Origin of the sequence: Deinococcus sp. QL22 (genome assembly GCF_023370075.1) — a bacterium.
Taxonomy (GTDB): domain Bacteria; phylum Deinococcota; class Deinococci; order Deinococcales; family Deinococcaceae; genus Deinococcus.
The window spans coordinates 1,527,244-1,550,588 of the sequence record NZ_CP097149.1 but is presented as its reverse complement, the minus strand read 5'-3'; the positions used below and the strand labels follow the sequence as shown (position 1 = coordinate 1,550,588).

20 protein-coding genes and 1 riboswitch are annotated in these 23,345 nt (G+C 63.9%); of the genes, 11 read left to right on the top strand and 9 right to left on the bottom strand.

Features of this window, described 5'->3' with window-relative positions:
- Window positions 1-300: 300 nt before the first annotated feature.
- The gene (gene mutY, locus M1R55_RS07490; protein ID WP_249394164.1) at window positions 301-1,296 is read left to right on the top strand and encodes an A/G-specific adenine glycosylase; all 996 of its coding nucleotides are present in this window, start codon (window positions 301-303) and stop codon (window positions 1,294-1,296) included.
- A gap of 73 nt (window positions 1,297-1,369) precedes the next feature.
- Here mutY and M1R55_RS07485 read toward each other — a convergent pair whose 3' ends face one another.
- From M1R55_RS07485 to M1R55_RS07475, 3 genes are all read right to left on the bottom strand, one after another.
- Window positions 1,370-3,313: a hypothetical protein gene (locus M1R55_RS07485; RefSeq protein WP_249394041.1), complete on the bottom strand. Its 1,944-nt coding sequence runs from the start codon at window positions 3,311-3,313 to the stop codon at window positions 1,370-1,372.
- A 133-nt stretch (window positions 3,314-3,446) separates the two neighbouring features.
- Window positions 3,447-5,069 (bottom strand): hypothetical protein, encoded by a 1,623-nt coding sequence (locus M1R55_RS07480; RefSeq protein WP_249394040.1) that lies wholly within the window; start codon window positions 5,067-5,069, stop codon window positions 3,447-3,449.
- 2 nt (window positions 5,070-5,071) lie between these two features.
- Window positions 5,072-5,806, bottom strand: a complete 735-nt coding sequence (locus M1R55_RS07475; RefSeq protein ID WP_249394039.1) for a roadblock/LC7 domain-containing protein — start codon at window positions 5,804-5,806, stop codon at window positions 5,072-5,074.
- 392 nt (window positions 5,807-6,198) lie between these two features.
- On the opposite strand from M1R55_RS07475, the gene M1R55_RS07470 reads away from it, so the two are divergent.
- From M1R55_RS07470 to rdgB, 5 genes are all read left to right on the top strand, one after another.
- Window positions 6,199-7,389 carry a glycine C-acetyltransferase gene (locus M1R55_RS07470; protein WP_249394038.1) on the top strand — a complete coding sequence of 397 codons (1,191 nt, stop codon included), beginning with the start codon at window positions 6,199-6,201 and terminating at the stop codon, window positions 7,387-7,389.
- Window positions 7,386-7,802: a GNAT family N-acetyltransferase gene (locus M1R55_RS07465; RefSeq protein ID WP_249394037.1), complete on the top strand. Its 417-nt coding sequence runs from the start codon at window positions 7,386-7,388 to the stop codon at window positions 7,800-7,802. Before M1R55_RS07470 ends, M1R55_RS07465 begins: the two co-directional genes overlap by 4 nt.
- Before the next feature lie 91 nt (window positions 7,803-7,893).
- Window positions 7,894-8,637: a bifunctional demethylmenaquinone methyltransferase/2-methoxy-6-polyprenyl-1,4-benzoquinol methylase UbiE gene (gene ubiE, locus M1R55_RS07460; protein WP_249394036.1), complete on the top strand. Its 744-nt coding sequence runs from the start codon at window positions 7,894-7,896 to the stop codon at window positions 8,635-8,637.
- A 527-nt stretch (window positions 8,638-9,164) separates the two neighbouring features.
- Window positions 9,165-11,762: a polynucleotide kinase-phosphatase gene (locus tag M1R55_RS07455; protein ID WP_249394035.1), complete on the top strand. Its 2,598-nt coding sequence runs from the start codon at window positions 9,165-9,167 to the stop codon at window positions 11,760-11,762.
- A 917-nt stretch (window positions 11,763-12,679) separates the two neighbouring features.
- The gene (gene rdgB, locus M1R55_RS07450) at window positions 12,680-13,315 is read left to right on the top strand and encodes an RdgB/HAM1 family non-canonical purine NTP pyrophosphatase (protein ID WP_249394163.1); all 636 of its coding nucleotides are present in this window, start codon (window positions 12,680-12,682) and stop codon (window positions 13,313-13,315) included.
- 248 nt (window positions 13,316-13,563) lie between these two features.
- On the opposite strand, the gene M1R55_RS07445 is transcribed toward rdgB, so the two are convergent.
- The 5 genes from M1R55_RS07445 to M1R55_RS07425 form a co-directional block, all read right to left on the bottom strand.
- Entirely contained in the window at window positions 13,564-14,154 is a 591-nt protein-coding gene (locus M1R55_RS07445) for an HNH endonuclease (RefSeq protein WP_019010573.1), read from the bottom strand.
- Window positions 14,155-14,257: 103 nt separating this feature from the next.
- On the bottom strand, window positions 14,258-14,935 hold the full coding sequence (locus tag M1R55_RS07440) for a MarC family protein (RefSeq protein WP_249394034.1): 678 nt from the start codon (window positions 14,933-14,935) through the stop codon (window positions 14,258-14,260).
- 66 nt (window positions 14,936-15,001) lie between these two features.
- Entirely contained in the window at window positions 15,002-15,691 is a 690-nt protein-coding gene (locus tag M1R55_RS07435) for a hypothetical protein (RefSeq protein WP_249394033.1), read from the bottom strand.
- Window positions 15,692-15,889: 198 nt separating this feature from the next.
- On the bottom strand, window positions 15,890-16,294 hold the full coding sequence (locus tag M1R55_RS07430; RefSeq protein ID WP_249394032.1) for a Fur family transcriptional regulator: 405 nt from the start codon (window positions 16,292-16,294) through the stop codon (window positions 15,890-15,892).
- 201 nt (window positions 16,295-16,495) lie between these two features.
- Window positions 16,496-16,852 carry an NAD(P)H-dependent oxidoreductase subunit E gene (locus tag M1R55_RS07425; RefSeq protein ID WP_249394031.1) on the bottom strand — a complete coding sequence of 119 codons (357 nt, stop codon included), beginning with the start codon at window positions 16,850-16,852 and terminating at the stop codon, window positions 16,496-16,498.
- Window positions 16,853-17,075: 223 nt separating this feature from the next.
- Between M1R55_RS07425 and M1R55_RS07420 the strand changes: the two genes are divergently transcribed.
- The 3 genes from M1R55_RS07420 to M1R55_RS07410 all read left to right on the top strand — a co-directional run bounded on the left by M1R55_RS07420 (window position 17,076) and on the right by M1R55_RS07410 (window position 19,603).
- Window positions 17,076-17,960, top strand: a complete 885-nt coding sequence (locus M1R55_RS07420) for an EamA family transporter (RefSeq protein ID WP_249394030.1) — start codon at window positions 17,076-17,078, stop codon at window positions 17,958-17,960.
- A 451-nt stretch (window positions 17,961-18,411) separates the two neighbouring features.
- Window positions 18,412-18,951, top strand: a complete 540-nt coding sequence (locus M1R55_RS07415) for a hypothetical protein (protein WP_249394029.1) — start codon at window positions 18,412-18,414, stop codon at window positions 18,949-18,951.
- The gene (locus M1R55_RS07410) at window positions 18,935-19,603 is read left to right on the top strand and encodes a hypothetical protein (RefSeq protein ID WP_249394028.1); all 669 of its coding nucleotides are present in this window, start codon (window positions 18,935-18,937) and stop codon (window positions 19,601-19,603) included. The genes M1R55_RS07415 and M1R55_RS07410 overlap by 17 nt, the downstream gene beginning before the upstream one ends.
- Before the next feature lie 161 nt (window positions 19,604-19,764).
- Here the strand turns inward: M1R55_RS07410 and M1R55_RS07405 are convergent, their stop codons facing one another.
- Window positions 19,765-20,490: an ABC transporter ATP-binding protein gene (locus tag M1R55_RS07405; RefSeq protein ID WP_249394027.1), complete on the bottom strand. Its 726-nt coding sequence runs from the start codon at window positions 20,488-20,490 to the stop codon at window positions 19,765-19,767.
- Window positions 20,491-20,951: 461 nt separating this feature from the next.
- Window positions 20,952-21,048: riboswitch (cobalamin riboswitch) on the top strand.
- Window positions 21,049-21,251: 203 nt separating this feature from the next.
- Here M1R55_RS07405 and M1R55_RS07400 point away from each other — a divergent pair.
- Together M1R55_RS07400 and M1R55_RS07395 are read left to right on the top strand one after the other, a co-directional pair.
- Window positions 21,252-22,124, top strand: coding sequence for an ABC transporter substrate-binding protein (locus tag M1R55_RS07400; RefSeq protein ID WP_249394026.1), 873 nt, complete (start codon window positions 21,252-21,254; stop codon window positions 22,122-22,124).
- A 122-nt stretch (window positions 22,125-22,246) separates the two neighbouring features.
- Entirely contained in the window at window positions 22,247-23,215 is a 969-nt protein-coding gene (locus M1R55_RS07395) for an iron ABC transporter permease (protein ID WP_249394162.1), read from the top strand.
- Window positions 23,216-23,345 lie beyond the last annotated feature (130 nt).

Below are 23,345 nucleotides of genomic sequence, written 5' to 3'. Positions count from 1 at the left end.
CCAGTTGGACGGAATCCGTATCAGCGGGGGCAGGTGGGGTGTGGGGTGTGGGATGTAAGGCAAGGCCCAAGGCCGAGATTGGCCCCAGCAGGCGGCTTTTTTCTTCTGACCACAGACCACGTTGCACTGACCCTTGCCCCCACAATTCATTCACCTGCACAGTCTAAAGCGGGGGCGCGGCGGGCGGGGTGAGGTAGGCGGGAGTTGGTTACGGAAGCCCCGCCCCTCCCCCTCTAGACTCGGCCCGTGAAGGCTGCCCCCATCCCAGAAGTCAAACCGATTGCCGCCGTGCGCGAGGCCATGCTGACCTGGTTTGACCAGCATGGGCGGGCGCTGCCTTGGCGGCTGGGAACGGAAAGCGCCCGCGATCCCTACCGCGTCTGGGTGGCCGAAATTTTGCTTCAGCAGACGCAGGTGGCACGCGGGCTGGTGTATTACGAACGCTTTCTGACCGCCTTTCCGAGTGTACAGGCGTTGGCCGAAGCACCTATAGACGCCGTGCTGAAAGCGTGGGAAGGCTGCGGCTACTATGCCCGCGCCCGCAATTTGCACAGAGCGGCGGGCGTGATGGTAGCAGGCGGAATCCCCAGTACCTACGAAGGTTGGCTGGCCTTGCCGGGCGTAGGGCCGTACACGGCGGCGGCGGTGTCCAGTTTGGCCTTCAACGAGGGGCGGGCTGTAAACGACGGCAACGTGCGGCGTGTGCTGGCGCGGCTGTACGGCGAGCGCCTGCCGACTGAAGCGTGGGTGCAGGCGCGGGCCGATGTCCTGCTGGATCAGGCTCGCCCCGGAGCCTTCAACGAGGCGGTCATGGACTTGGGGGCCACCATCTGCACGCCCAAAGCGCCGCGTTGCGAGGTGTGCCCGTTGGCCGCGTGGTGTGAGGCGCGGGCCAGTGGCGAGCCTACGGCCTTTCCGGCCCCCAAAGTGCGGGCAGCGGTGCGGGAAGTGGGGGCGGTGGCCGTGCTGATCGGCAACGAGACGAGCGCCGTACTGGAACGCCGCGAGGGGGCGCTGTTAGGCGGCTTGATGGGCTTGCCGTCCGAACTGCGGGGGCCGGACGAAACAGCGGCAGAGGCTCTGGCCCGCCTCTGCACCCGTTTGGAGGCCAAGCCGGGGGCTTTGCTGGGCACAGTCACGCACGTCATGACCCACCGCCGAATCGTGCTGCACGTGTATACCGCCGAATCAGCGCATGCCCGGACACCTGTGCAGGACGCGGCCCTGTCGCGGTTGGATCACAAGGCGCTGGGATTGCTGGAAGCGCGGCGGGGATCGTTGTTCGGGGTGGAATGAAGAGATAAACAGAACGCCGCAGCGTGAGCCACGACGTTCTTTCGGTTCGCAGATGGAGAGTCTTGTGTCTCCCCTACCCCTGCTCTACCCAGCGCCCGGCGTTCAGGCTCAGGCTGGCTTCGTTGGGGGCGCGGGCCAGTCGCCAGCGGCCCTGCGCGTCTTGCTGGGCCACCCACGCCAAAGCCCCGCCTTGGGCACTGAGGTGACGCAGGCCGAGGGCGCTGGCCTGATCCAGCAGGCTCGCCAGTTGCACGGCTCCGGCGTCATGCACACCTTCTAAAATCACGCCGCCCTGCACCAGCCAGGCGTCGTTGGGGCGCGGGGATGCAGAAGCTGAGGCCGGGATCGCCGCTTCCATGCCGAACGCACCGCCCAGGCCCTCTGTGCCCAGTCCCCCACCAAAGTCGAACACGTCCAGCAGGCCACTCAGGGCGTCTGCGCCAAAGGTAGACGTGACTTCCTGCGCGGCGCGGTACTCGGCGCGGGCTTCTTGCAGCATGGCTTCGGCTTCGGCCAGGGTTTGCGCATAGTTTTCGCGGGCGTCGGCAGACATCGGGCCTAAACGGCGCTGGGCACGCAGACTATCGGCCAAGCGGCCAAGTCGCTGGGTGGTTTCTCCGGCCAGATGGCGCACCGTGTCGTATTCGTTGACCACATGGTCGGCGCGGGCGTCAAAGTCCTCGCGTTGCTGGGCGGCCTCTCCCATCCGGCGTTCCAGCAGTGTCCAGAGTTTGGCCGGGTCTACATCTTCGCCGCGTGCCAGCGCAGCGCGGGCGGCCTCCAGTGCGGGGGCCAAGTCCATGTCTGCGCCGGGTACGTCGCGGGCGGCGCGTTCCACGTCCATCAGTTCGCGCTGGCGGTCTAGCAGCAGTTCTGCGGCGGCCTGATCCAGGTCTGGGCTGGTCAGGGCGTTCAGGGTGGCGTTCAGTTCGCGCAGTTCGTCGGTAGCCAGTCCGCCGCCCGAGAGGGTCATGCGGGCCACGTCCAGCATCACGCGGGCGGCCTGCACCGACGCCGTATTGGGCAGACCAGCAATCTGGGCGGCAATGTTGTCCAGTTCAGTTTGTTGCCCGCCCAGCGCCGCGTCACGGGCCGCTTCCAGTTCTGCGCGCCAGGCGTCTACAGCTTCAGGCAGCAGCGAGCCACCGTGCTGCTGATTCTTCAGTTTGCTGTGGCGGGCGTCCAGATCGGCGCGGGCGTGCAGCAGCGGCCCAAACTCGCGGCCCAGATCGGCCAGTTGGCGGGCCGCGTGTTCCTGTTCCAGCGCCAGCACCCGTGCCTGCACTTCGGCCTGAGTTTCGGCCATTTGTGGGGCGTCCACCAGACCTTCGGCGGTCAGCGTCTGCACCACCGAAGATTCCAGCTGCTTGCGCAATTTAAAGGTGATGTTGCGGGCGCGTTCCACCTCTGCGGGCAGCAGCGTGCCCTGCTTCTGGGCGTCGGCCAGCTGCGTAATCAGGTTCTCCAGACGGCGCACGTCTTTGCCGCCCATCGCCTCTACACGCCGGAAGGTCGCCTGCAATTCGGCCAGATCCTGCGCCTGAGACACCAGGCCTTCTTGCAGGCGGCGCTCCATGCGGGCAATCAGGTCTTGGCCTTCTTGCACCAGCATGGCGGTGTCTTTTCCAGCCTCTTCTTCTTGGCGCGCCACGCTGAGCAGGCCGCGCAGCCGCTGGGCTTCGGGCCAGTCGAAGTACAGCCCGAACCGCTTGGCCCCGTCTTCCAGTTCGGCCACGCCGCTCTCTGCAAAACTAGGTAGCACCCGTTCCTGCGTGGTCTTAGACAGCTGCTCGATCACGTCTGACACGCGCCGTTTGGCCAGGGCCGCCGGGACACTCAGTTGCAGGCGCTTAAACACCTCACGCTTCAGAATGTCTTCCATGGTCGCGGCGTCTAGCCGTTCGGGGATGGTATTGCGGGCATGTGCGGCGTCCAGAACAATGCGTTCCAGGGCGCGGGGCGACACCAAGTCACCCAACATCCGCACGGGGAGGCGGTGCAAGGCGGAAGGACTCATAGGCTCAGCCTACTGCCGCGCCCTGAAGCTGTCTTTGCAGCATTCGGCATTCCAGCATGGGGCACTGTGGCTATGGTGACTGGGAACGCCGTTACTGAAGTCGCCGTCAGCGGGCCGGCCTGACGCTTTTGCCTCATACCTCTTCATCCCAGTCGAGGCTCTGGTGGGTGGCATTTTCGGCCACCGTATGCTTGCCGATCAGTCCAAATTGTTCGCACAGTCCCCGGAACCCGAAGGCAGTCAGGCCAATCGCCAGCGCACTGGTCAAGGCCCACAGCGGCAGCCCATACGCGCCCTGCATGAAGGTGAAATTGGTGGCCGAACGCAGGAAGCCCACGCCCGCCGCGTCGCCGATAGCGCCCAGGAGTCCCATCAGACCTTCCAGCAGCAGGGGCAGCAGCAGCAGCACCAGCCCCCCGGCAATGGCCCGCCAGTAGGTATTGCGGCCCCCGAACGCGAGGTTGAGCAGGTACAGCGGCACAAAGGCCAGCAGCGCCAGCAGCGCAAAAATGCCGACCCGCAGCCAGCCGCCAAACGAACGGGCCACTCCCGCCGACGCCGCGTTCAGGGCGCTGGCAGGCTCTCCGGCCACCCGCCGCTCCAGATTGCCGACCTCGCCGATCAGGGCCTGAATATCGGTGGGCCGCAACGCCTGCCGGTCTTGTGCAGCGGTCAGGTCTTGCACCAGATCGCTGTAACCGCTGTCGCTCCGGACTGTCTCGGAGGTGCGGGCAAGGGCCGAGTTGGCCGCAGTGAGCGCTGTGCGAACGGTGGGGCCGTCGGCGTGGCTGGCGGCGTTCAGAGCACGTCCGAGTGCGCCGTACACGCCGTCCATATCCTGTGCAGCCCCGCCCAGCGCCGTCTGCGTGCCTTTCGGAACTTGTGGGGCAGGCGTCGGCGCAGGATCAGGGTCGACAGCCGGGGTGGAAGGAGGAGGCAGGGGCGTGGAGGGCGGCGTGCTGGCCGTGTTGGCCGCCGTGACCAATGAACGATTCAGGGCCGCTGCACCGCTGCGGAGCGCCGTCAGGGACTGACCCAATGCCGCCGTATCGCCCGCTGTCAGTTGGCCGAGTGCATCGGTAAACTGGGTGACTTTGAGCGTTCCCACGCCCTGTGCGTTTTGCACCACCGTAAACCAGCCGGTGGCCCGCGCCAGATTGAGGTAGGCCGTGCCGCTGCGAACCGGGCGGGCCGCCGCAAGGGCCGCGCTGACATTCTGGGCTGCCGAACGCTGCAACCGCCATGCCACGCGCTCCAGCCGTCCGGCCCGTGCATCGGCGGTCAGGGCCTGCGCGCCCGCAGCACTCAGGCCAAATTCACGCGCCAGCACCCGCAGTTGGGCGTCACCGTTGGCAGATGCGCCTGCCAGCAGGGTCAGGGTCTGGTCTTGCAGGGCGCGGCGCATCAGGCCACGTGCCAGCAAAATCTGCGCCTGTACTTCGGCAGGGGTGCGGGCCAGTGCGGCGCGTGCGCCTGTCAGTGCGTCACTGATGCCGCCCGCAATCTGGCGGTTCCGCAGCGTCGGATCAAGCTGCTTCATGGCTTCGGAGGCCCGGTCTAGCTGCGTGAGGGCCGCCGCCGCGCTGGTATTCCGGGCCTCATAGGCGGCCTCCAGGCTGCGGGCAACGGCGTTGTAGGCACTGAGGTCTTGTGCGCCAGCGGTGCCCAGCACAGCCAGAACCAGGGAACCAGCTACGGGGGCAAAGGCTTTCGTCCAGCCACTCGGCGTAGGACTCGGCCTGGAACCCGGCTTCATGCTCACAGCGCCACCTGAATCTGACCCAATTCGGCCAGCAGGCGGCCCACATTCACGTGCGGCCCGGCCACCACAGCCACGCAGTACTGGCCGAGCGGCCTCATGCACACCGTTTGGCCGCCCAAATCTGCGGACATCAGGGTCAGGGCGCGTTTTTGAAACAACAGGGCCGTGGCCGCCACCACACCGCTCAGGCCAGCGGCGTCACGCAGCGCCCGCACGCGCAACACTTCGCCCGTAGAGCGGCAGACCATCACGCCCATCACGCCCTGCATGCGGGCAAAGTCCAGAATGACATCATCCTGACCGCTGGTGCTGCCAAGGTCATACAGCCGCACGCCTACCGGCCCGGTGTAATCGGGGTCGTCGAACTCGAAATCGTCTGCATTGAGGTCGTGAGGTTCTTGCCAGTGGGTTCCGGTATTGGTCATGACTGCTCCCTCGTCCCACGTCGCCACCGGGATCGTTTCAGAAAACAGGGTGGGCGCTTTGGGGTACTGCACTTCTAATTTGCTGGCAAGCACCCTCAGTTCGGCGCGGGCGCGGGCCTGAGGCAACACCACGGACAACCGGTTCAGCAGGGGCCCCGACAAGACCCGCTGCATCTCTAGGGCGCTGACGCCTTCCGAGGTCAGGTTCTGTTCGCGCAGCGCGGCCCGCAGCATCGTTTCAGCGGCACGTTCAGATACGCTGCCCGCAAGGGCACGCACAATCATGGAGTACACGGCGTTCGTCATGGGAAAAACCTCGGAGGAAGGGCAGACAACAAGGAACGGGGCAAGAAACGAAAGCGGAAAGCCCGGCAGCCTGCCTCAGCATTCCGCCCCAAAACACAGAGGGCAGCCGCAGACGGCGGAAGTGGATTCGGCCCCGCTGCGGCAAAACAAGGCATAGGGAGGCAAAGCGGGAAATACACACGCGAGTATAAAAAGACCTGCCTTACATTTTTGTTTCACCAGCGCCACTTTTAGAGCATTTATCACAAAGCTTCAGGCACTCTCAATGCGGAGTGTGCCTGAATTCTAACTGACTGCCAGAGGAATTCGTGTGGACGGCTTGGCTCTGTAGCTATGGCGGTGCGTCTGCCCGAACCGGACAAGTGCCGCGACCACGCCCTAAACTGCACAGCATGTCTGTGACCCTGTCTGCCCGCCTCAGCACCGAACTTTCGGCCCTGCGAGACAGCGGCCTGCTGATTCGCCCCCGCGTGCTGGAAGCCCCGCAGCGTGCCCGCACCCGCGTAGACGGCGTGGACGTGGTGAACCTCGCCAGCAACAATTATCTGGGCTTTGCCGACCACCCCGAGATCAAGGCGCGGGCCGCCGAATACCTGCAGACGTGGGGCGCAGGCGCAGGCGCGGTGCGAACCATCGCCGGAACGCTGCAAATTCATGAAGACTTTGAAACGCAACTGGCCGCCTTTAAGCACACCGGCAGCGCACTGGTGCTGCAAAGCGGCTTTACGACCAATCAGGGCGTGCTGGGTACCCTGCTGCAACCCGGCGACGTGGTGGTCAGCGACGAACTGAACCACGCCAGCATCATCGACGGCTTGCGCCTGACCAAAGCCACCAAGAAGATTTACAAGCACAGCGACCCCGCCGACCTGAACCGCGTGCTGAGTGAAAACGACACCGAAGGCCTGAAAATGGTGGTCACAGACGGCGTGTTCAGCATGGACGGCGACATTGCCCCGCTGGACGAACTGGTGGCGGTGGCCCGCAAACACGGCGCGGTGACGTATGTGGACGACGCTCACGGTTCGGGCGTGCTGGGCGCAGAGGGACGCGGCACGGTGCATCATTTTGGGCTGGAGGGCGCAGAGGACGTGATTCAGGTGGGCACGCTGAGCAAGGCGTGGGGCGCGGTGGGCGGCTACGCGGCGGGCCACGCCGACCTGCGCCAACTGCTGATCAACCGCGCCCGGCCCTACCTGTTTTCCACGGCCCAGCCGCCTGCAGTGGTGGGCGCGTTGGCGGCGGCCCTGGAACTCGTGCAGCGCGACCCCAGCCTGATGGAGCGCCTGTGGAGCAACACGCGCTACTTCAAGGCAGAACTGGCGACTCTGGGCTTTGACACGATGGGCAGCCAGACGCCCATTACGCCCGTCCTGTTCGGCGAACCCGAAGCAGCATTCGAGGCCAGCCGTCGCCTGCTGGCCGAGGGCGTGTTTGCCGTAGGACTGGGGTTTCCCACCGTGCCGCGTGGCCTGGCCCGTATTCGCAACATCGTGACCGCCGAACACACCAAAGAAGACCTCGACTTTGCGCTGGGAGCGTATGAACGGGTAGGCAAGGCGCTGGGCATCATCGGGGCGTGACCGCCCACCCCATCAAACACCGTCCCATCAGTTACCGCATCCGGGCCACCTTTGACTTTGCCGACTTGGGCAAGCTGCGGGAAGCCGCATGGGGCGGGCAGAATGACGGCTCCTGGTGGAAACCTGTGTTGGAACGCAGTCTGACCTGGGTCACGGCCCACGACGGCGCGGCGTTGGTGGGCTTCGTGAACGTGGCGTGGGACGGCGGCACTCACGCCTTTTTGCTGGATACGACGGTACATCCAGACTGGCAACGGCGCGGCATTGGCAGGCAACTGGTGCGCCGCGCTGCCGAAGCCGCCCAAACCGGAGACGTGGAATGGCTGCATGTGGACTTCGAGCCGCACCTGACAGAGTTTTACGCCGCGTGCGGGTTTCAGACCACGTCGGCGGGCTTGCTGCGGTTGAAATAAGTATCCAAATCCCAAAAACTCAGATCGGCGCGTTCACACAATAAGTACAGGGCCACACGCCCCCGCCCGCCGCGCCTATCATCAGGCCCATATGACTGCCCCGCCGTCCATGCCACCCGTAGGAGACAAGCAAGACAAGGGCCGCGACGTGCAGGCCATGTTCGCCTCTATCGCGCCCCGCTACGACCTGCTGAACCGGGTGCTGAGCCTCGGCATAGACCGCTCGTGGCGACGGGAGGCCACCCGCGAGGCGTTGGCGTTGACAGGGCCAAACGGAACAGGCGCACGGGTGCTGGATGTGGCGACAGGCACTGCAGATTTTGCTCTGGAACTGAAAACCGCCGCCCCAGAAGCCGAAGTGATCGGCAGCGACTTCGTGCCCGAAATGCTGGCGATTGGCCGTGACAAGGCCAAATCCCGCCAGATAGACATTGTGCTGGAGGAAGGCGACGCCCTGCATCTCCCCTACCCCGACGCCAGTTTCGACGTGGTTACCTGTGCGTTCGGCTTCCGCAACTTTGCCGACTATGCACGCGGGCTGGCCGAATTTCACCGAGTCCTCTCGCCGGGTGGACGGCTGGTCATTCTGGAGTTTCCGCCCCCACGTCCGGGCCTGTTCGGAAGCATTTTCCGCTTCTATTTCCGCCATATTTTGCCGCGCATCGGGGCGCTAGTCAGCGGCAATGCCGGGGCTTACACCTACCTGCCCGAAAGCGTGCTGGCCTTCCCTGACCCCGAACGCTTGGCAGGCCTGATGCGTGCCACAGGCTTCCGCACAAGATTTAAGCTGCTGAGTTTCGGGATTGCGGCGATTCATGTGGGAGATAAGGGATAGGGCAATCGCGGCGCTCACTCACCCCCTCTGCGAGTCCCCAGCCCTCCCTCACTCAAGGTGGAGGGAGTCAAAATCACGACCCCCCACCCTAGAACGTCCCCGCCCAAATACGTGTGAGGCCGTCGTGCGTGCAACGCGCGGGCCAATTCCATCTCAAAGACGACTGGCAATTCTGCTTCAGAAGAACGATTAGAGCATTTGTCATAATAATGACCGAGCGGAGCGAGTGAATTTTACCGAGCAGGACGGAGAATGGAGTGATCAGAAGTCTTTTCTCTGATCACGTAATTCGGCGAACTGCTCTAGGCCGAGTCGGGACGCGACAAGAGCAATCCTCCTCAGCAGAGCGACAAACTCCCCTGATCCCTTTGGGGGCAGGGGCTGGGGGTGGGGGAACCCAACGTGGGGCAAGCCCAAAAAACCCTGTCGTCCTCCACCTAAGCCACAGCAAAAGCAACACCCTCAGCCACCTAGCCCATGCCCACCCGCCCCACCATGTGCGAGGATTCGGCCCAGAGGCCCACCCCATGACCGACACCCCCGCCGTAAACACCCCCACTGGCACCATCACCGACATCGCCCTCCCCGAACTGGCCCTGGTTGCCCTGATCGGCGCGTCGTCGGCGGGCAAAAGCAGCTTCGCAGCGCGGCATTTCCTGCCCAGTGAGGTGCTCAGCAGCGACGCCTTCCGCGCCCTGGTCAGCGACGACGAGAACAGCCTAGAAGCCACCGCCGACGCCTTCGACAGCCTGTACTACATAGCGGGCAAACGCCTGAGCCGGGGTCGCCTGACCGTGATAGACGCGACCAATGTGCGCCCCACTGACCGCCAAAAACTGGTGGACTTGGCGCGGGCGTATGACGTGTTGCCCGTCGCCGTCGTGCTGGATTTGCCGCGCAGCACGCTGGAAGCTCGGCACGCGGCCCGCACAGACCGGGACTTCCCGGCGTCGGTGATCGTGCGGCAACTCACGGAGCTTCGGCGGACGCTGCGCGGGCTGGGCAAGGAGGGCTTCCGGCACGTGTGGGCGCTGCGTTCGGAGGCGGAGGTGGACACCGCCCATGTGCGGCGCGTGCCTCTGCACACCAACCGCCGCGAGTTGACCGGGCCATTCGACTTTATCGGCGACGTTCACGGCTGCCTACCCGAACTGCGCGAGCTGCTGACGCGGCTGGGCTATACGGAAAACGGAGACAGCCCAGAAAGTGAACACTTCACGCCGCCGCAGGGCCGAACCGCCGTGTTCGTGGGCGACCTCGTAGACCGGGGGCCGCACAGCGTGGGCGTGCTGAGGTTGGTCATGAACATGGTCAAAACGGGCGCGGCGCTATGCGTTCCCGGCAACCACGATGAAAAGCTGAAGCGGGCGCTGGACGGCAAAGCGGTGCGTGTCCTGCACGGGTTAGACGAAACGTTGGCTGCACTGGACGAGGCAGGCGAGGACTTCAAGCGGGAAGTCAAAACCTTCATAGAGCGCCTCGTCAGCCACCTCGTGCTGGACGATGGGCGAGTCGTGGTGGCGCACGCGGGACTGCCCGAAAAGTATCAGGGCCGCAGTTCGGGGCGGGTGCGGAGTTTTGCCCTCTACGGCGATGTAGACGGCAGCAAAGACGAATTGGGACTGCCCGTACGCCGCGACTGGGCACGCACCTACAAGGGCGCGGCGCAGGTGATTTACGGCCATACCCCGGTGGCCCGCCCGGTCTGGGTCAACCGCACCATCGACATAGATACCGGCTGCGCGTTCGGCGGCAGCCTGACCGCCCTGCGCTACCCCGAACAGGAACTCGTCAGCGTGCCTGCCCATGCCCAGTACGCCGTGCCCCCGCGCCCGCTGGCCGAAGCCGAGGCCGAAGAAATCGCCGCCTTCGATCTCGCCACGTTCAGTCAGCCGGGCAAGATTCACACGCGCACTTTTGGCGGAATCTTGGTGAAGGGCGGCGAGCGGATGGCCGCCGTGGAATTGTGGAGCCGATTTGGCATAGAACCCGGCTGGGGCGTGTATCTGCCGCCCACCATGAGTCCGGTGGAGACCAGCAGCCTGCCCGACTATCTGGAACATCCCACCGAGGCGTGGGCCTATTACCGCGCTCAGGGTGTGCCCAGCGTGATTTGCCAGGAGAAACACATGGGCAGCCGCGCCGTACTGGTGCTGGCGCGAACTGGGCAAGCAGCGCGGCGGGTGTTTGGGATAGAAGGTGCGCCGGACAGTACAGGCCGCATCTACACACGCACCGGGCGGGCCTTTTTCGCCGGAGAGAAGGCCGACTGGGAAGCTCCCATTCTGGCCCGCGCCCACGCTGCGGCCGAAGCTGCGGGCCTGTGGGACACTCTAAAGTCGGATTGGGCTGTACTGGACGCCGAAATTCTGCCGTGGAGCCTGAAGGCCGGGGAGCTGCTGCGCGGGCAATACGCTGCGGTAGGGGCCGCCGGAAACGCCGTGCTGCCCGCTGCTGCCGCTGCTTTGGCTGACGCCGCAGAGCGTGGACTGGCCCATCTGCCCGAACTGACCGAACTGCAGGCCAGCATCCATGACCGCGCCGCCGCCCTGCACGCTTACCGCGACGCCTACCGCGCCTACGTGCGCCGGGTCGACAGCGTAGATGACGTGCAGATCAGGCCTTTTCACCTGTTGGCCTCGGAAGGCACAGTCCACACCGACAAAGACCATCTGTGGCACCTGAATACGCTGGGCACGCTGGCCGACGCCGATCCGGGGCTGTTTGGCCGCACCGATTCCCGCGTGGTGGACTTGGCCGACGCCGCAGCAGTCGCCGGAGCAGAAGCGTGGTGGCACGCGCTGACGGAAGCGGGCGGCGAGGGCATGGTGGTCAAGCCACTGACCTTTTTGGAGGCCGAGAACCGCACCCTGCAACCCGCCATGAAGGTACGCGGACGCGAATACCTGCGAATTATCTATGGCCCGGAATACACCCGCCCCGACAACCTGAACCGCCTGCGGGCGCGGGCCTTGGGAGCCAAGCGGGCGCGGGCCCTGCGCGAATTCCATCTGGGGCTGGAGGGCTTGGCGCGGCTGGCAGAGGGCGCGGCCAGCACCATCATTCAGGAGTGCGTATTAGGTGTGTTGGCGCTGGAAAGCGACCCGATAGACGCCCGGCTGTAAGGCTTGGCCCGACTGGGGCTCGGACACTTCCGGCGCAACACGGCTGCCGTCCCAATTTAGTCAGAGCCGAACGTTAGACTTTCTTCATGTCCGATTCAGCTTCAGCCGGAACTCAACCGTCTGGCCCGCCCCCACCCATACTCCTCGGCCACCCCGATCAGGAAACGAAATTTGCCGTGTACCTGTGCCCCCCGGCAGTCAGCGACCTGTACCGGGTGGGGTCAGGGCTGCTGGGATACGACGTGCGGGCGGGCCAGACGGTGCCGATGCCTGAATTTATGCGTCCGGAATGGCAAACCGATGCCTCTCCCTACGGCTTTCATCTGACAGTGACCGAGGCGTTTAGCACCGACCCCGCCAACTGGCCCCAAATAGAAGCCGAGGTGCGGGCGTGCGTGGCCTGCCTGACGCCGGGGGCATTTTTGGGCCTGTCGGGGGGGCGGGTGGAGGAATGGGAAGACGGCAAAGTCTGGGTGCAGCGCCTGAATGCCAGCCCTGCCCTGACCGTGCTGCACACCCTCTTATCGGCCCGCCTCGCGCCCTACGTGAGTGCCTCGCCGTTTGACTGGGAAGTGCGCGAAGGCAAATATTCCCGCCCGCACGAGCAGGCCCGGATGGAACTGCTGCACACCCCGCGTGGACTGGATTCCTGGCAACCGCACTTTACGCTGGCGCAGCCCTACAGCGGCCACGACCCCGAGCGTATGCGGCATGAACTGGAAGCTCGGATGAGTCCTTTTCAGACCCAGAGCTACGCGGGCGTGACCCTGTTCGAGCGGCGGGCGGGCGAGCAGCGGTGGCGCGTGCGGGCCGACATTCCACTGGTAGGCCCCCTGATGGGGGCAGCAGCATTGGCGGGCATGGATCACGAAACTTCACGCGCAGGGGCAGCGGCCTCGCCTACACTCGGAGAGATGATGAACGACAGCACCACCAACACTGGCCCTACCCGCAAACGAATCGTGGTGGCGACTGGTAACGCCGGAAAAGTCCGCGAAATAGAAGAAGCTCTGGGCGACCTGAACTGGCAACTGGACGACATGGGAGCCTTTCCGATGCCCGAAGAAACTGGCGTGACCTACGAAGAAAACGCCGCCATGAAAGCCTGCGCCGCCGCCATTACGATGAATCGCACCGCGCTGGCCGACGATTCGGGCCTGGAAGTGGAAGTCCTCGGCGGCGAGCCGGGCGTGTACTCGGCCCGCTACGGCAACCGACCCACCGACCTAGACCGCAACATGTATCTGCTGGAGCGCCTGCGCGGAAAATCCAACCGCCGCGCCAAATTTGTGAGCGTGGTCATTTTGGCCTACCCGGACGGCCATCTGGAGTCTTACCGTGGAGAAGTGCCGGGCGTGATTCTGGAAGGCCCACGCGGTGAGGGCGGCTTCGGCTACGATCCGCTGTTCGTGCCCGACGGCGAAACCCGCACGCTGGCTGAAATGAGCGTGGCCGAAAAACGCGCCATCAGCCACAGGGGCCGGGCGTTGGCGGCGCTGATAGAAGCGCATAAGGGCGGAGAGCCGGAGCGGGAAGTGACGAGACTGGAATAAGAACGTGGTGGGTAGATCGTAGAAAGGTCAAACCCAAAACGGAGGGGCAAGCCAATTGGTCTGCCCCTCCATGCTGTTCAACTTTTAACCACGATCCACGTTCTAAGTTCCACCTCTACGAATTCCGTAGGATTCCCGTGCAGTCAGGAAAGTGCCGCCTGTCCGTCCATTTCCCGGAATTCGTCCTTTCTCATAGTCGCTCCGCTCAAATTGAATCCCGTAGTTTTGGGATTCGATCAGAGTTTGTCTTACTGCCCGATGTACTTGGCCCACCCCGGTTGCCAGTGTGCAAACTGCCCATGCGCGTACACGCCGAACGTTGGGGCGCGAGGCCGGGTGCGGAGGTGCATCCCGGCCTCGTCGGGGGTGCGGCTCCCCTTGCGCTGGTTGCACACCCTGCAAGCGGTGGTCACGTTGTCCCAGTTGTGCCGCCCACCACGCGAGCGGGGCATCACATGATCGAGGGTCAGGTCGTCGGGCGAGCCGCAGTACTGGCAGGCGAAGGTATCGCGGCGCAGCACATTGCGGCGGTTGAAGGGCACCGGATGCACGCGGGGACGGCGAACATAGCGGCGCAGCCGGATCACGCTGGGCACATTGATGGTGGTGCTGGGCGACCTGACCACATCGGCACTGTCCTCCAGCACCTCGGCCACCCCGTACTGCACGAGTGTGATGGCGCGTTTGGCGCTCGTGACATGCAGCGGCTCGTAGGAAGCGTTCAGCACCAGCACTCGCGGGGCGTTCAGATCCGGCGCAACGCGGGCGGGCGGCCTCGCTGCTTCCTCTCCTCCATTCACGGTTTTGATCACACTCGTCGGGGTGTTCATGCCCTGCATAATACGGCCCCGTTGTAAGCCAATTGTTGCGCCGGGTGGCTTATCGGTGGCCTATCTGGTCTTCAGAAAGCGTGGGTAGAGCAGGCCCATCTACTTAAACCAATTAACCCAGTCCCGGCAATCCCAGCCCTGTCACCTTCAGGCCGCCGCGCATAAATTCCAGTACCCCATCGGCCACGTACTGCACGGCCAACGCGCCCAGCAGCACGCCCAGCACCCGCGTGACCACATGGACTCCGGTCAGGCCGATCACGCGGGCAATCTGGCCCGATAGGCGCAGGGCGAGGTAACACAGCAGCAACACGCCGAACGTGACCAGGAAAACAGCGCCCAGCAGGATGCCGTCGCCGTGCGCGTCGCTGGCGAGAATCATGATGCTGGCGAGGGTTCCGGGGCCAGCGATCAGGGGAATGGCGAGCGGAAACACGCTGATGTCCTGACGTTCCTGGGCTTCCTGTTCTTCTTCCGGCGTTTCCTTGGAGCCGCTGGGCCGCGCAAACACCATGTCCAGCGCAATCAGGAACAGCAGAATGCCGCCCGCCACCCGGAACGCGCTGAGGCTGATGCCCAGATGCTCCAGCAGTTCTCGCCCGAACAGACCGAACAGCAAGATGATGATGCCCGCCACCACCGACGCCTTGAGGGCCACGCGCCGACGTTCGAAGGCAGGGCGGTTGCCTGCCAGCCCAATAAAAATCGGGGCAAGGCCAATCGGATCCATGACCACCAGCATGGTCAGGAAGGTTTGGAGACTGATGCTGGAGAGTTCGGCCACATTCACGCCCCGTAGCGTACCCCTACAGGCGTCACGGAAGCGTCACCCAAACCGGGAACGCCAACCAGAATTTCAGGGCCGGGCGTTGACTTCCAGCGTGCCCACCGCCGCCACCGATCTACCGTCCACAATTTGGCGGGCCTGCACGCCCACCGTGTAGCTGTTCACGCCCGTATCGGCTTTGATACTGACCGTGACCGGGAACACTTCGCCCGCCCGCACCTGGGTTTTGGGCAAGACCACCGTGATACCGGAGGTGTTGCTGTCGGCGGCCAGCGCAAACAGGCCCGGATGCGTGGTGGGCGTGTAGCCGCCAACCCGGCCCGTGAGGGTGCGCGACTCGCCCACACGCAGGCTGAGGGTGCTGATGGACGAACTGCGGTCAGTGGGGCCGCCCGACGCCGACAGCACCACGTAGCCGCCCGCACACCCGCTACCGCGCAATGCCCCGATATCCCGCGCCCCCACCGACAGCGCAGGCATCAGCGAGGCCACCACCAGCCCCAGCCCCAGCGCCGCCCGTCTGGGCCGCCGGAAATTGAAGGCCGTAAAGCCCAGTCCACCCGGCCCCAGCACCAGCGGCATGATGAGGGCCAGCAGCGTATGGCCCTGACAGGGATCGGGCAGCAAGGCCATGCCCAGCGCCCGCACGCCAAAGACCAGCGCCGCGCCCAATCCCCAGCCCAACAAAAAAGCGGGCAGAAATTCCGCCATACGGTAAGACGGAAATTCATGGGGAGCCGGGGAAAGCGGCAGACTCATGAAAATTCCGATGGAACAGATTCACCAGGGATCTTGGAATCTGAGCAAAGCAAATGGGGAGGGAGACGGGTTCCGGGAAATGGACACACCCTTGGTGATGTGCCAAAGGTGGGGGAATTGAACGGAATCCGGATCATGGGCTGAGGCTAGCGCGGCAGCGTGGGGACAAATGGGCAGCCCAGCGGAATAAATCTGTTTCTAGTTGTCTGAGGCGGCTTTGGCGGCGCAGGCCGTACACATGCCCATAAATTCCAGCCGCACTTCTGTGACGGCAAAGCCTGCGGGCAGGGCCGCCGCTGGAATGCTGGGAATGGCCGCCGCGTCGACATCAAAAATTGCGCCGCAGCCCCGGCAGACCGCGTGGTGGTGGTACTCGCCGCCATGTTTGTAGTCGTAGCGGGTGGCCTGCCCAGCACGTTCGATGGTCAGCAGCACACCGTCTCTTACAAGGGCGTCGAGGGTGCGGTACACGGTGCCGAGGCTCACGCTGGGCAGCGATTGCCGCACCTGACCATGAATCCACGCGGCGTCAGGGTGGGCACGCGAGGCCCGAAGAACCTCGATCACTGCCTGCCGCTGCCGAGTTTGCCGCACCATCGTCATGGGGGGAGGATAGCAAATGGGGACGGGCGGAAATGGAATGGGGTGTGGGTTGGGGGCGGAGGTCTCCGGGTGGGGCAGGTTCGGCTGCTGCGCTGGGGCCCCGCAGAACTGCGCAGCAGAGGGGTGAGTGAGCGCCAGCGATTGCCCTTTGCCCTTCTGAGACCTTCAGACCCTTAGACGCCCCACCACCATCCCAACGCCCTACGGCCCGTACTTTCCCCCTTCCGGCAACGCCTCCCCTGCGTGGATGGCGCGGGCCACACTCAGGGCTTGCGGCAAATCGGTGGCGGCGTACCAGCCTTCTTCCAGGCCGCCTTCAGGCCTGGTGCGGTAGGCACACAGGGTCGGGCCATAGCTGCACGCGCCCAGGCAGCCGCTTTCGGTGAGGCGCAGGCTGCCGCCCTTTTTGTAATAAGCAAGCGATTCGCGCTCCAGTGCGTTCCAGAGGGCGCGGTGCAGCAGCGCGGAGCCTCGCGTCTGGCAACTCTGGCCCTGACAGACCAGCAGGTGTCCACGCGTAGAAAAATAAAGGGGGCCGGACGCAGAGGAACCAGACATAGGCGTACAGGCTACAGACCAAAGCGCACAACATTGGCCTGCTCCATTCCAATCTCATACAGACTGGCTCTGATTCCCGAACATTCGCAAAGACACCGATAGGGTCGTCCATCGCCGCCAGCCCGTACTCTCTGCCACTCGCTCTGCTGCACAGCTGTTCCAGTCCGCTCGGATGATTCTCGCAAATCATCGCAATTGCTTATGCGGCGGGTAGATTGGGGTAATGCCGCTCCGAAGCCTGCTGTTGGCCCTGCTGATTACCTTCATCTGGGGCGTCAATTTTGTGGTGATCAAGCTCAGCGTCACCGACGCCCCGCCGCTGCTGGTGGCCGCGCTGCGTTTTGCGTTGGCCGCGTTGCCCGCCGTGTTCTTCATTCCGCGCCCGGTAATGCGTTGGCAACTGCTGGTGGGCTACGGCCTGGCGGTGGGTGTGGTGCAGTTCGGGCTGCTGTATCTCGCCATTCAGTTGGGCATGAGCGCGGGCCTGGCCAGCCTCCTCATGCAGATGCAGGCCTTCTTTACTGCGCTGCTGGCGGCAGCCCTCTTGCGCGAGCGGCTGGGCGCAAATCAGGTGGTGGGGATGGCGCTGGCCTTTGCGGGCATGGGCGTCATTGGTCTGCTGGCCGACCACCAGACCAGCCCCATCGGGTTCGGACTGGTGCTGGTCGCGGCGGGCGGCTGGGCCGTCAGCAACATTCTGGTCAGGTCGGCGGGCAATGCCAACATGCTGAGTCTGGTGGTCTGGTCGGCGCTGATTCCGCCCCTTCCCCTGACGCTACTGGCAGGCATGACCAGCGGTTGGGACGCAGTAGGGCGCACCCTGACCAGCAGCGGCCCTGGCTTCTGGCTGGCGGTGGCCTTTATGGGTTATTTCAACACCGTGCTGGGCTTCGGCATCTGGAACTGGCTGATTCAGCAACACGGGGCCAGCCGGGTCGCGCCGCTGTCCTTGTTGGTGCCCGTGTTCGGCATGGTCAGCAGCGCCCTGTATTTTCAGGAAACCTTCCCGCCATTAAAACTGTTGGGCGCGGCGTTGGTGTTCGTGGGCCTGATCGTGCATGTGTTCGGGGGCACGTGGTTGGGACGTTGGCGGGCGGTGCAGGGGTAGGTCTAAGATAGATCTTTGATCATGCACATCATACTTTTTGGAGAGCGAGGGTTACAGCTGGATTGATTGTAATCCCAGTACTTATTGTAAATAATTGGCGCAAACCATTCGATACTATCTAGCCCAAACTTAGCGATTGGAGGGGTATCTTCAAATATCCAATGGTCTAAGATTTCGCCAGAGAGAGCATAGCAATTGACTTCCACTTGGAAGGTCACTCTTTTGTAAAACACTGTCGTTTTAGAATGCCACTCTTGTCTTGGATAAATTAGGCCACTTGTCTCAGTCTGACCACGGCTGGTAATAGTTGCATCCATCCCGCCTAAACAGTTGCTTTGAGGATATCCCTCCATAGTCGCTTCTTGATTTTCAAGAGAAAGTGAACTTCCCTCCCCTGATGGCCTGACACAATTTATGAGAAAGCGTCCCCGGTAGGGGACACTTTCTGTTTGTGAAGACCGAAAATGCCACCGGGGACGCCCCCCGACTGTACCAAGCGATCCTGCCCCACCTCCACCCCGCCCTGTGGAACGACGTCCGCAACGCCCGTACGCTGGCCTGGATGGTCAGCGGCTTGGTGCTGTCCCAGAGCGTTTCCATTCCCTCCTGGCTGCCGCACATCCACTCCCAGGCCACGGTCGCCCAGAGCACCGAACGTCGCTGCCGACGGTGGCTGGAGAATCCAGCCATCGCCCCTGGCAGTGTGTATGGCCCCCTGATTACCCGAGCCTTGCGGGATTGGGGCCCGCATTCCCTGACGCTGGCGCTGGACACCAGCATCCTGTTCGGACGCTTCTGTCTGATCCGGGTGGCCGTCCTCTACCGGGGACGCGCGGTACCGCTCGTCTCCCGCGTCCTAGAGCATGCCAGTGCTCAGGTCGGCACCGAACAACTCCTGCCTGTCCTCGCCGAGGTCAAAGGCCTGCTGGATTTTCTTGGGCTGCACGATGTTCGACTCCTGGCGGATCGGGGTTTTGCGACACGGCCTTGATGGGCTGGCTCCGCGTCTGCGGATGGCACTTCCGCATCCGCATCAAATCGAGCCTGATTCTGGCCGCTCCAGACGGGCAACGGGTCTGCACCATCGGGAAATCAAACTCGCAGCGCGCGAAACGCGCTGCTTCCACAACGTCACGATCACCGGACACCGATTTGGGCCGGTGCATGGTTTCGGGCCGTCCACGGACGGCCCAGAGCAGTGGCAGGTGGTGAGCGATGAACCCACCAGTCGTGCAACGTTTGCTGAGTACGGCGAGCGCTTCCAAATAGAGGAAGGATTCTTGGATGATAAGAGTGGCCTCTTCGGTCTGGAGGACTCCAAACTGCGTGATGCCGCCAGCCTCGAACGCCTGATCCTGGTGATCTCTGTGGCCACGCTCCTGCTCGTCTCCGAAGGACTCCAGCTCGTGCAGCAGGGTGTGCGCAGAACCATTGATCCCCATTGGAACCGCGCCCTGAGCTATTTGAAACTTGGTTTACGCGGCGTCCACTTCGCGCTGAGCCGGGGGCAGGCAGTACTCAACCGCCTGACGCTCCAAGGAGGCGCCGATCCGGCGCCTCCCGGACGTCGCAAGAAATCGCATGTCAGTTCTGTGGACGCTTTAGAAGGCGGCTGGGTGCTCAGATTTCGCTCTCCCTCATAAATTGTGTCAGGCCGTCAGCTTCCCTCCCAGGGCTGAGGTGGGCCGAGAAGACCACAAGCGGAGAGGGGCACTAGCCCAAAAACCAGTACCATCCTATGAACGAAGCGCATCTATCTAGTCTATCGGTTATTTATATGTGGTGGGGCGACTACACGTCATGCTTATTCCTGCGGCAGCACCACCAGCCGCCCATCGTGCCGGATGATCTGCGCGTGAATGCCGTAGGCCGTGTGAAGCAGCGCGGGCGTCAGCACTTCTTCGGGCGATCCTGCCGCGAGCACACGGCCCTGATGCAGCAACACCAAAGCGTCGGCGCGGGCCGCAAGATTTAGGTCGTGCAGCACGGCCACCACGCCCAGGCCCCCGGCCACCTCACAGCGCACGTAGCGAATCACGTCCAGCGCGTAGGCCAAATCCAGGTGATTGGTGGGCTCATCGAGCAGCAGGAAGGTGGGGTGCGAGGCCAGCGCCCGTGCCAAAGACACCCGTTGCCGTTCGCCGCCCGACAATTCCGACACGCGGCGGTGTTCGAACCGGAGGGTATCGGTGCGGGTCAGGGCGTCGGTCACGGCGGATTCGTCGGCCTCTGTCCACGGACGGGTGGGAATCAGACCCCAGCGCCACGCGCCCGCGCCCCGGCCCAGCGCCACCACGTCGCGCACCAGCGTCGTATCGGGCAAGCCTTCACCCTGAGCCAGATACGCCAACGTGCGTGCCCGCTCAGACCGGGGCCAATCTTGCAACCTGCGCCCCAGCAAGCGCACTTCACCGCGTTCGGGGGGACTGAGGCCCAGCAAGGCCCGCAGCAGGGTACTTTTGCCCGCACCGTTGGGGCCGATAACAGCGGTAAACACGCCCGCCGGAAAGCTGGCACTTACGTCCTGCACGGCGGCAAAGGTTCCGGCCCGGACGTGGAGGGCGTGGGCTTCTAGGGTCTGTGTTTCTGGAATTTGGATTGTTTGAATTTGGGGAATGTTGGTTCACCTCGCTTGTGGGGGCGGGTCTAAGGGTGCTTTGTCTAAAGGTCTAGGGTCTGAGGTGCAGGGGCGGGTTTGGTTGCGGGGTGGCTCTCTCTGCGTTGCAGCTCTCTGAGTGCCGCAGAGGCGAGGGACTCAGAGAGCTAGACGGACAGGCGGCGTGGGGTGTGGATGAGCAGGGCCGACTGTACGGGAATCATACGGAATCCGTATCACCCCTCTTCTGCTGCGTATGAAGCGGGATGGCTCGCAGAGCTGCGCGGCAGAGGGGGGCCGCCAGCAACCGAACCCGCCCCTGCACCTCAGACCCTAGACCCTTAGACAAGACCCCATCCAACCCAGTCCGCCTTATACTGCTCCCGATAGGCGTGGGGGAAGCCGGTGACTGCCAATAAGTTCGGCACAGTCCGGCACTGTCGCGCAACGGTAAGCCCTGATCCCAGCATCGGCGGCGAAGTCCGAACACCCTGCCTGTCCATGCCCCGCACCCATTGTGTAAACGCTCAGTGTGTAGACAGAGAGTGCGGGCGTGCGGCCATACCTCTCGCGGAAGGAGGGACGCCTAGGGCAAGGCTCCCCTACGTGGGCAGCGGCCCCGGACGTGTTCACTTTCGCCCCCACTGCGGGGCGTTTTTTATTCTGCGGAGGACTGCCCACAAGGGAGATCCACCATGAAGACCGTTTCAGCATTTGTTTTGACTTCTGTTCTGGCGCTCTGTGCCTCGGCCTCTGCCACCACCTACCCGCTCACCATTACCGACGATCTGGGCCGCAAAGTGACCCTGAAGGCCGAACCCAAGCGCATTGTCAGCGTGTTGCCCAGCTCCAGCGAAACGCTGTGTGCCATCGGCGCGTGCGACAAGTTGGTGGGTGTAGACGATTACACCGATTACCCTCAACAGGCCGCGAAATTGCCCAAAGTGGGCGGCCTGTACAACCCCAACCTAGAGGCGATAGTGGCCCTCAAGCCCGATCTGGTACTGATCAGTCAGTACGGCAAGTTGGCTGAACCACTGGCGCAGGCCGGGATTACGGTTATTGCCATCAACCCCGAAACCTACGACGAGGTGTTCAGCAAAACGCTGTTGCTGGGGCGGTTGGTGAACCGGGAAGCGCAGGCCAAAGCGTTGGTGCTAAAGATGCGTCAGGATATTGCCCGGATTGAGATTCTGACCAAGAACGTGGTGAAAAAGCCCACCGCCTACTATGAAATTGACCCCACGCCGTACTCCATCGGCCCGAATTCGTTTATGGGCGTGCTGCTGACCAAAGCGGGCGCACGCAACATCATTCCGGCCAGCATGGGCGATTTTCCCAAGGTTGACCCCGAATTCATCGTGAAGGCCAACCCACAACTGATTCTGGGTGTAGATGCCAAAACGGTGGCCGCCCGCCCCGGCTGGAACACTCTGGCAGCAGCCAAAACGGGCCGTGTGGTGAGCCTCCCCGCCGGACTGGGCAACATTTTGTCTCGCCCTGGCCCCCGCCTGCCGGAAGCCCTGCGTGGGCTGGCAAAATTGGTTCATCCGGGCCTGTTCAAGTAGGTGAAACGACGTGAGTGGGAAGGGCTGAGGCGTGAGTGCGAAAAGGGGGAGCGTTGCCGTTGACCACGATCCACGATCCACGATCCACCACTCTCCCGCCCCGCCGCTTGCTGCCACGGACTCTGGCGCTGCTGGCTGTGCTGCTGGCCTCCATTGTGCTGGCCGTCGGCCTTGGCAGCGTGTTCATTCCGCCTGCCGAGGTGCTGGGGGCGCTGTGGCGCGGCGTGCTGAGCCTCGGCAGCGGGGCCGAACTGAGCGGCAACGACATCATCGTGTGGCAGATCCGGCTGCCCCGCGTGGTCATGGGCCTCGTGGTGGGCGCGTGCCTGTCGGTATGTGGGGCGGCATTTCAGGGCGTGTTCCGCAATCCGCTGGCCGATCCGTACCTCCTGGGTGTGGCCAGTGGCGGGGCGCTGGGGGCCACCGTGGGCATCGTGGCAGGCTGGCCGCGCTCCAGCATTCCGCTGTCGGCGCTGGCTTTCGCGTTGGCGGCGGTGGGCACAACATTGGCCCTCTCGCGGGAAGGGCGGCGCTTTCCCCCCACGCGCCTGATTTTGGCGGGCGTGGTGGTGGGAAGCGTCCTGAGCGCGTTTACTACCTTCCTGATCCTGCGCGGAGAAGACCGGGCACGGCAGGTGCTGGCCTACACGCTGGGCGACCTCGGCTTTAGCGGCTGGCGCGACGTGCTGACCATCTTGCCCTACGCAGTTATCGGCTGCGGCGTGCTGATGGCGCTGGCCCGCGCACTGGATACCCTGCAACTGGGTGACCTGACCGCCCGCAGCCTCGGCGTGCCTGTGGAACGGCTGCGCCTGCTGGTGGTCATTGCGGCGAGCGCGGCTACAGCGGCGGCGGTGGCCTACGTGGGCATCATCGGCTTTGTCGGGCTGGTGGTGCCCCATCTGGTGCGGCTGGTGTGGGGCGCAGGCCACCGCGTCTTGCTGCCAGTCAGTGCCGTGGCAGGCGCGGCGCTGCTGGTGCTGGCCGATCTGTTGTCTCGCACGACCATTCTCAGTCAGGTGGGTGTGGTCACGACGTTGCTGGGCGGGCCGTTTTTCCTGTGGCTGCTGGCGCGTGGGCGAAGTGATTGAGGGGCGAAGGGCATCTAAGGGTCGACGGTCGAAGGAAGCGCAATCGCTGGTGCTCACTCCATCCTTCCTCAAACCCCCAGCGCCCGTGCACCTTCGACCCTTAGACGCCTAGAACTGTCCCCATTACGGG

Bases quoted from the DNA above. Each gene is read 5' to 3' on its own strand.
- mutY (WP_249394164.1), top strand. From the start codon at position 301: ATGCTGACCTGGTTTGACCAGCATGGGCGGGCGCTGCCTTGGCGGCTG.
- M1R55_RS07485 (WP_249394041.1), bottom strand. From the start codon at position 3,313: ATGAGTCCTTCCGCCTTGCACCGCCTCCCCGTGCGGATGTTGGGTGAC.
- M1R55_RS07480 (WP_249394040.1), bottom strand. From the start codon at position 5,069: ATGAAGCCGGGTTCCAGGCCGAGTCCTACGCCGAGTGGCTGGACGAAA.
- M1R55_RS07475 (WP_249394039.1), bottom strand. From the start codon at position 5,806: ATGACGAACGCCGTGTACTCCATGATTGTGCGTGCCCTTGCGGGCAGC.
- M1R55_RS07470 (WP_249394038.1), top strand. From the start codon at position 6,199: ATGTCTGTGACCCTGTCTGCCCGCCTCAGCACCGAACTTTCGGCCCTG.
- ubiE (WP_249394036.1), top strand. From the start codon at position 7,894: ATGACTGCCCCGCCGTCCATGCCACCCGTAGGAGACAAGCAAGACAAG.
- M1R55_RS07455 (WP_249394035.1), top strand. From the start codon at position 9,165: ATGACCGACACCCCCGCCGTAAACACCCCCACTGGCACCATCACCGAC.
- rdgB (WP_249394163.1), top strand. From the start codon at position 12,680: ATGAACGACAGCACCACCAACACTGGCCCTACCCGCAAACGAATCGTG.
- M1R55_RS07445 (WP_019010573.1), bottom strand. From the start codon at position 14,154: ATGCAGGGCATGAACACCCCGACGAGTGTGATCAAAACCGTGAATGGA.
- M1R55_RS07435 (WP_249394033.1), bottom strand. From the start codon at position 15,691: ATGAGTCTGCCGCTTTCCCCGGCTCCCCATGAATTTCCGTCTTACCGT.
- M1R55_RS07430 (WP_249394032.1), bottom strand. From the start codon at position 16,294: ATGACGATGGTGCGGCAAACTCGGCAGCGGCAGGCAGTGATCGAGGTT.
- M1R55_RS07425 (WP_249394031.1), bottom strand. From the start codon at position 16,852: ATGTCTGGTTCCTCTGCGTCCGGCCCCCTTTATTTTTCTACGCGTGGA.
- M1R55_RS07420 (WP_249394030.1), top strand. From the start codon at position 17,076: ATGCCGCTCCGAAGCCTGCTGTTGGCCCTGCTGATTACCTTCATCTGG.
- M1R55_RS07400 (WP_249394026.1), top strand. From the start codon at position 21,252: ATGAAGACCGTTTCAGCATTTGTTTTGACTTCTGTTCTGGCGCTCTGT.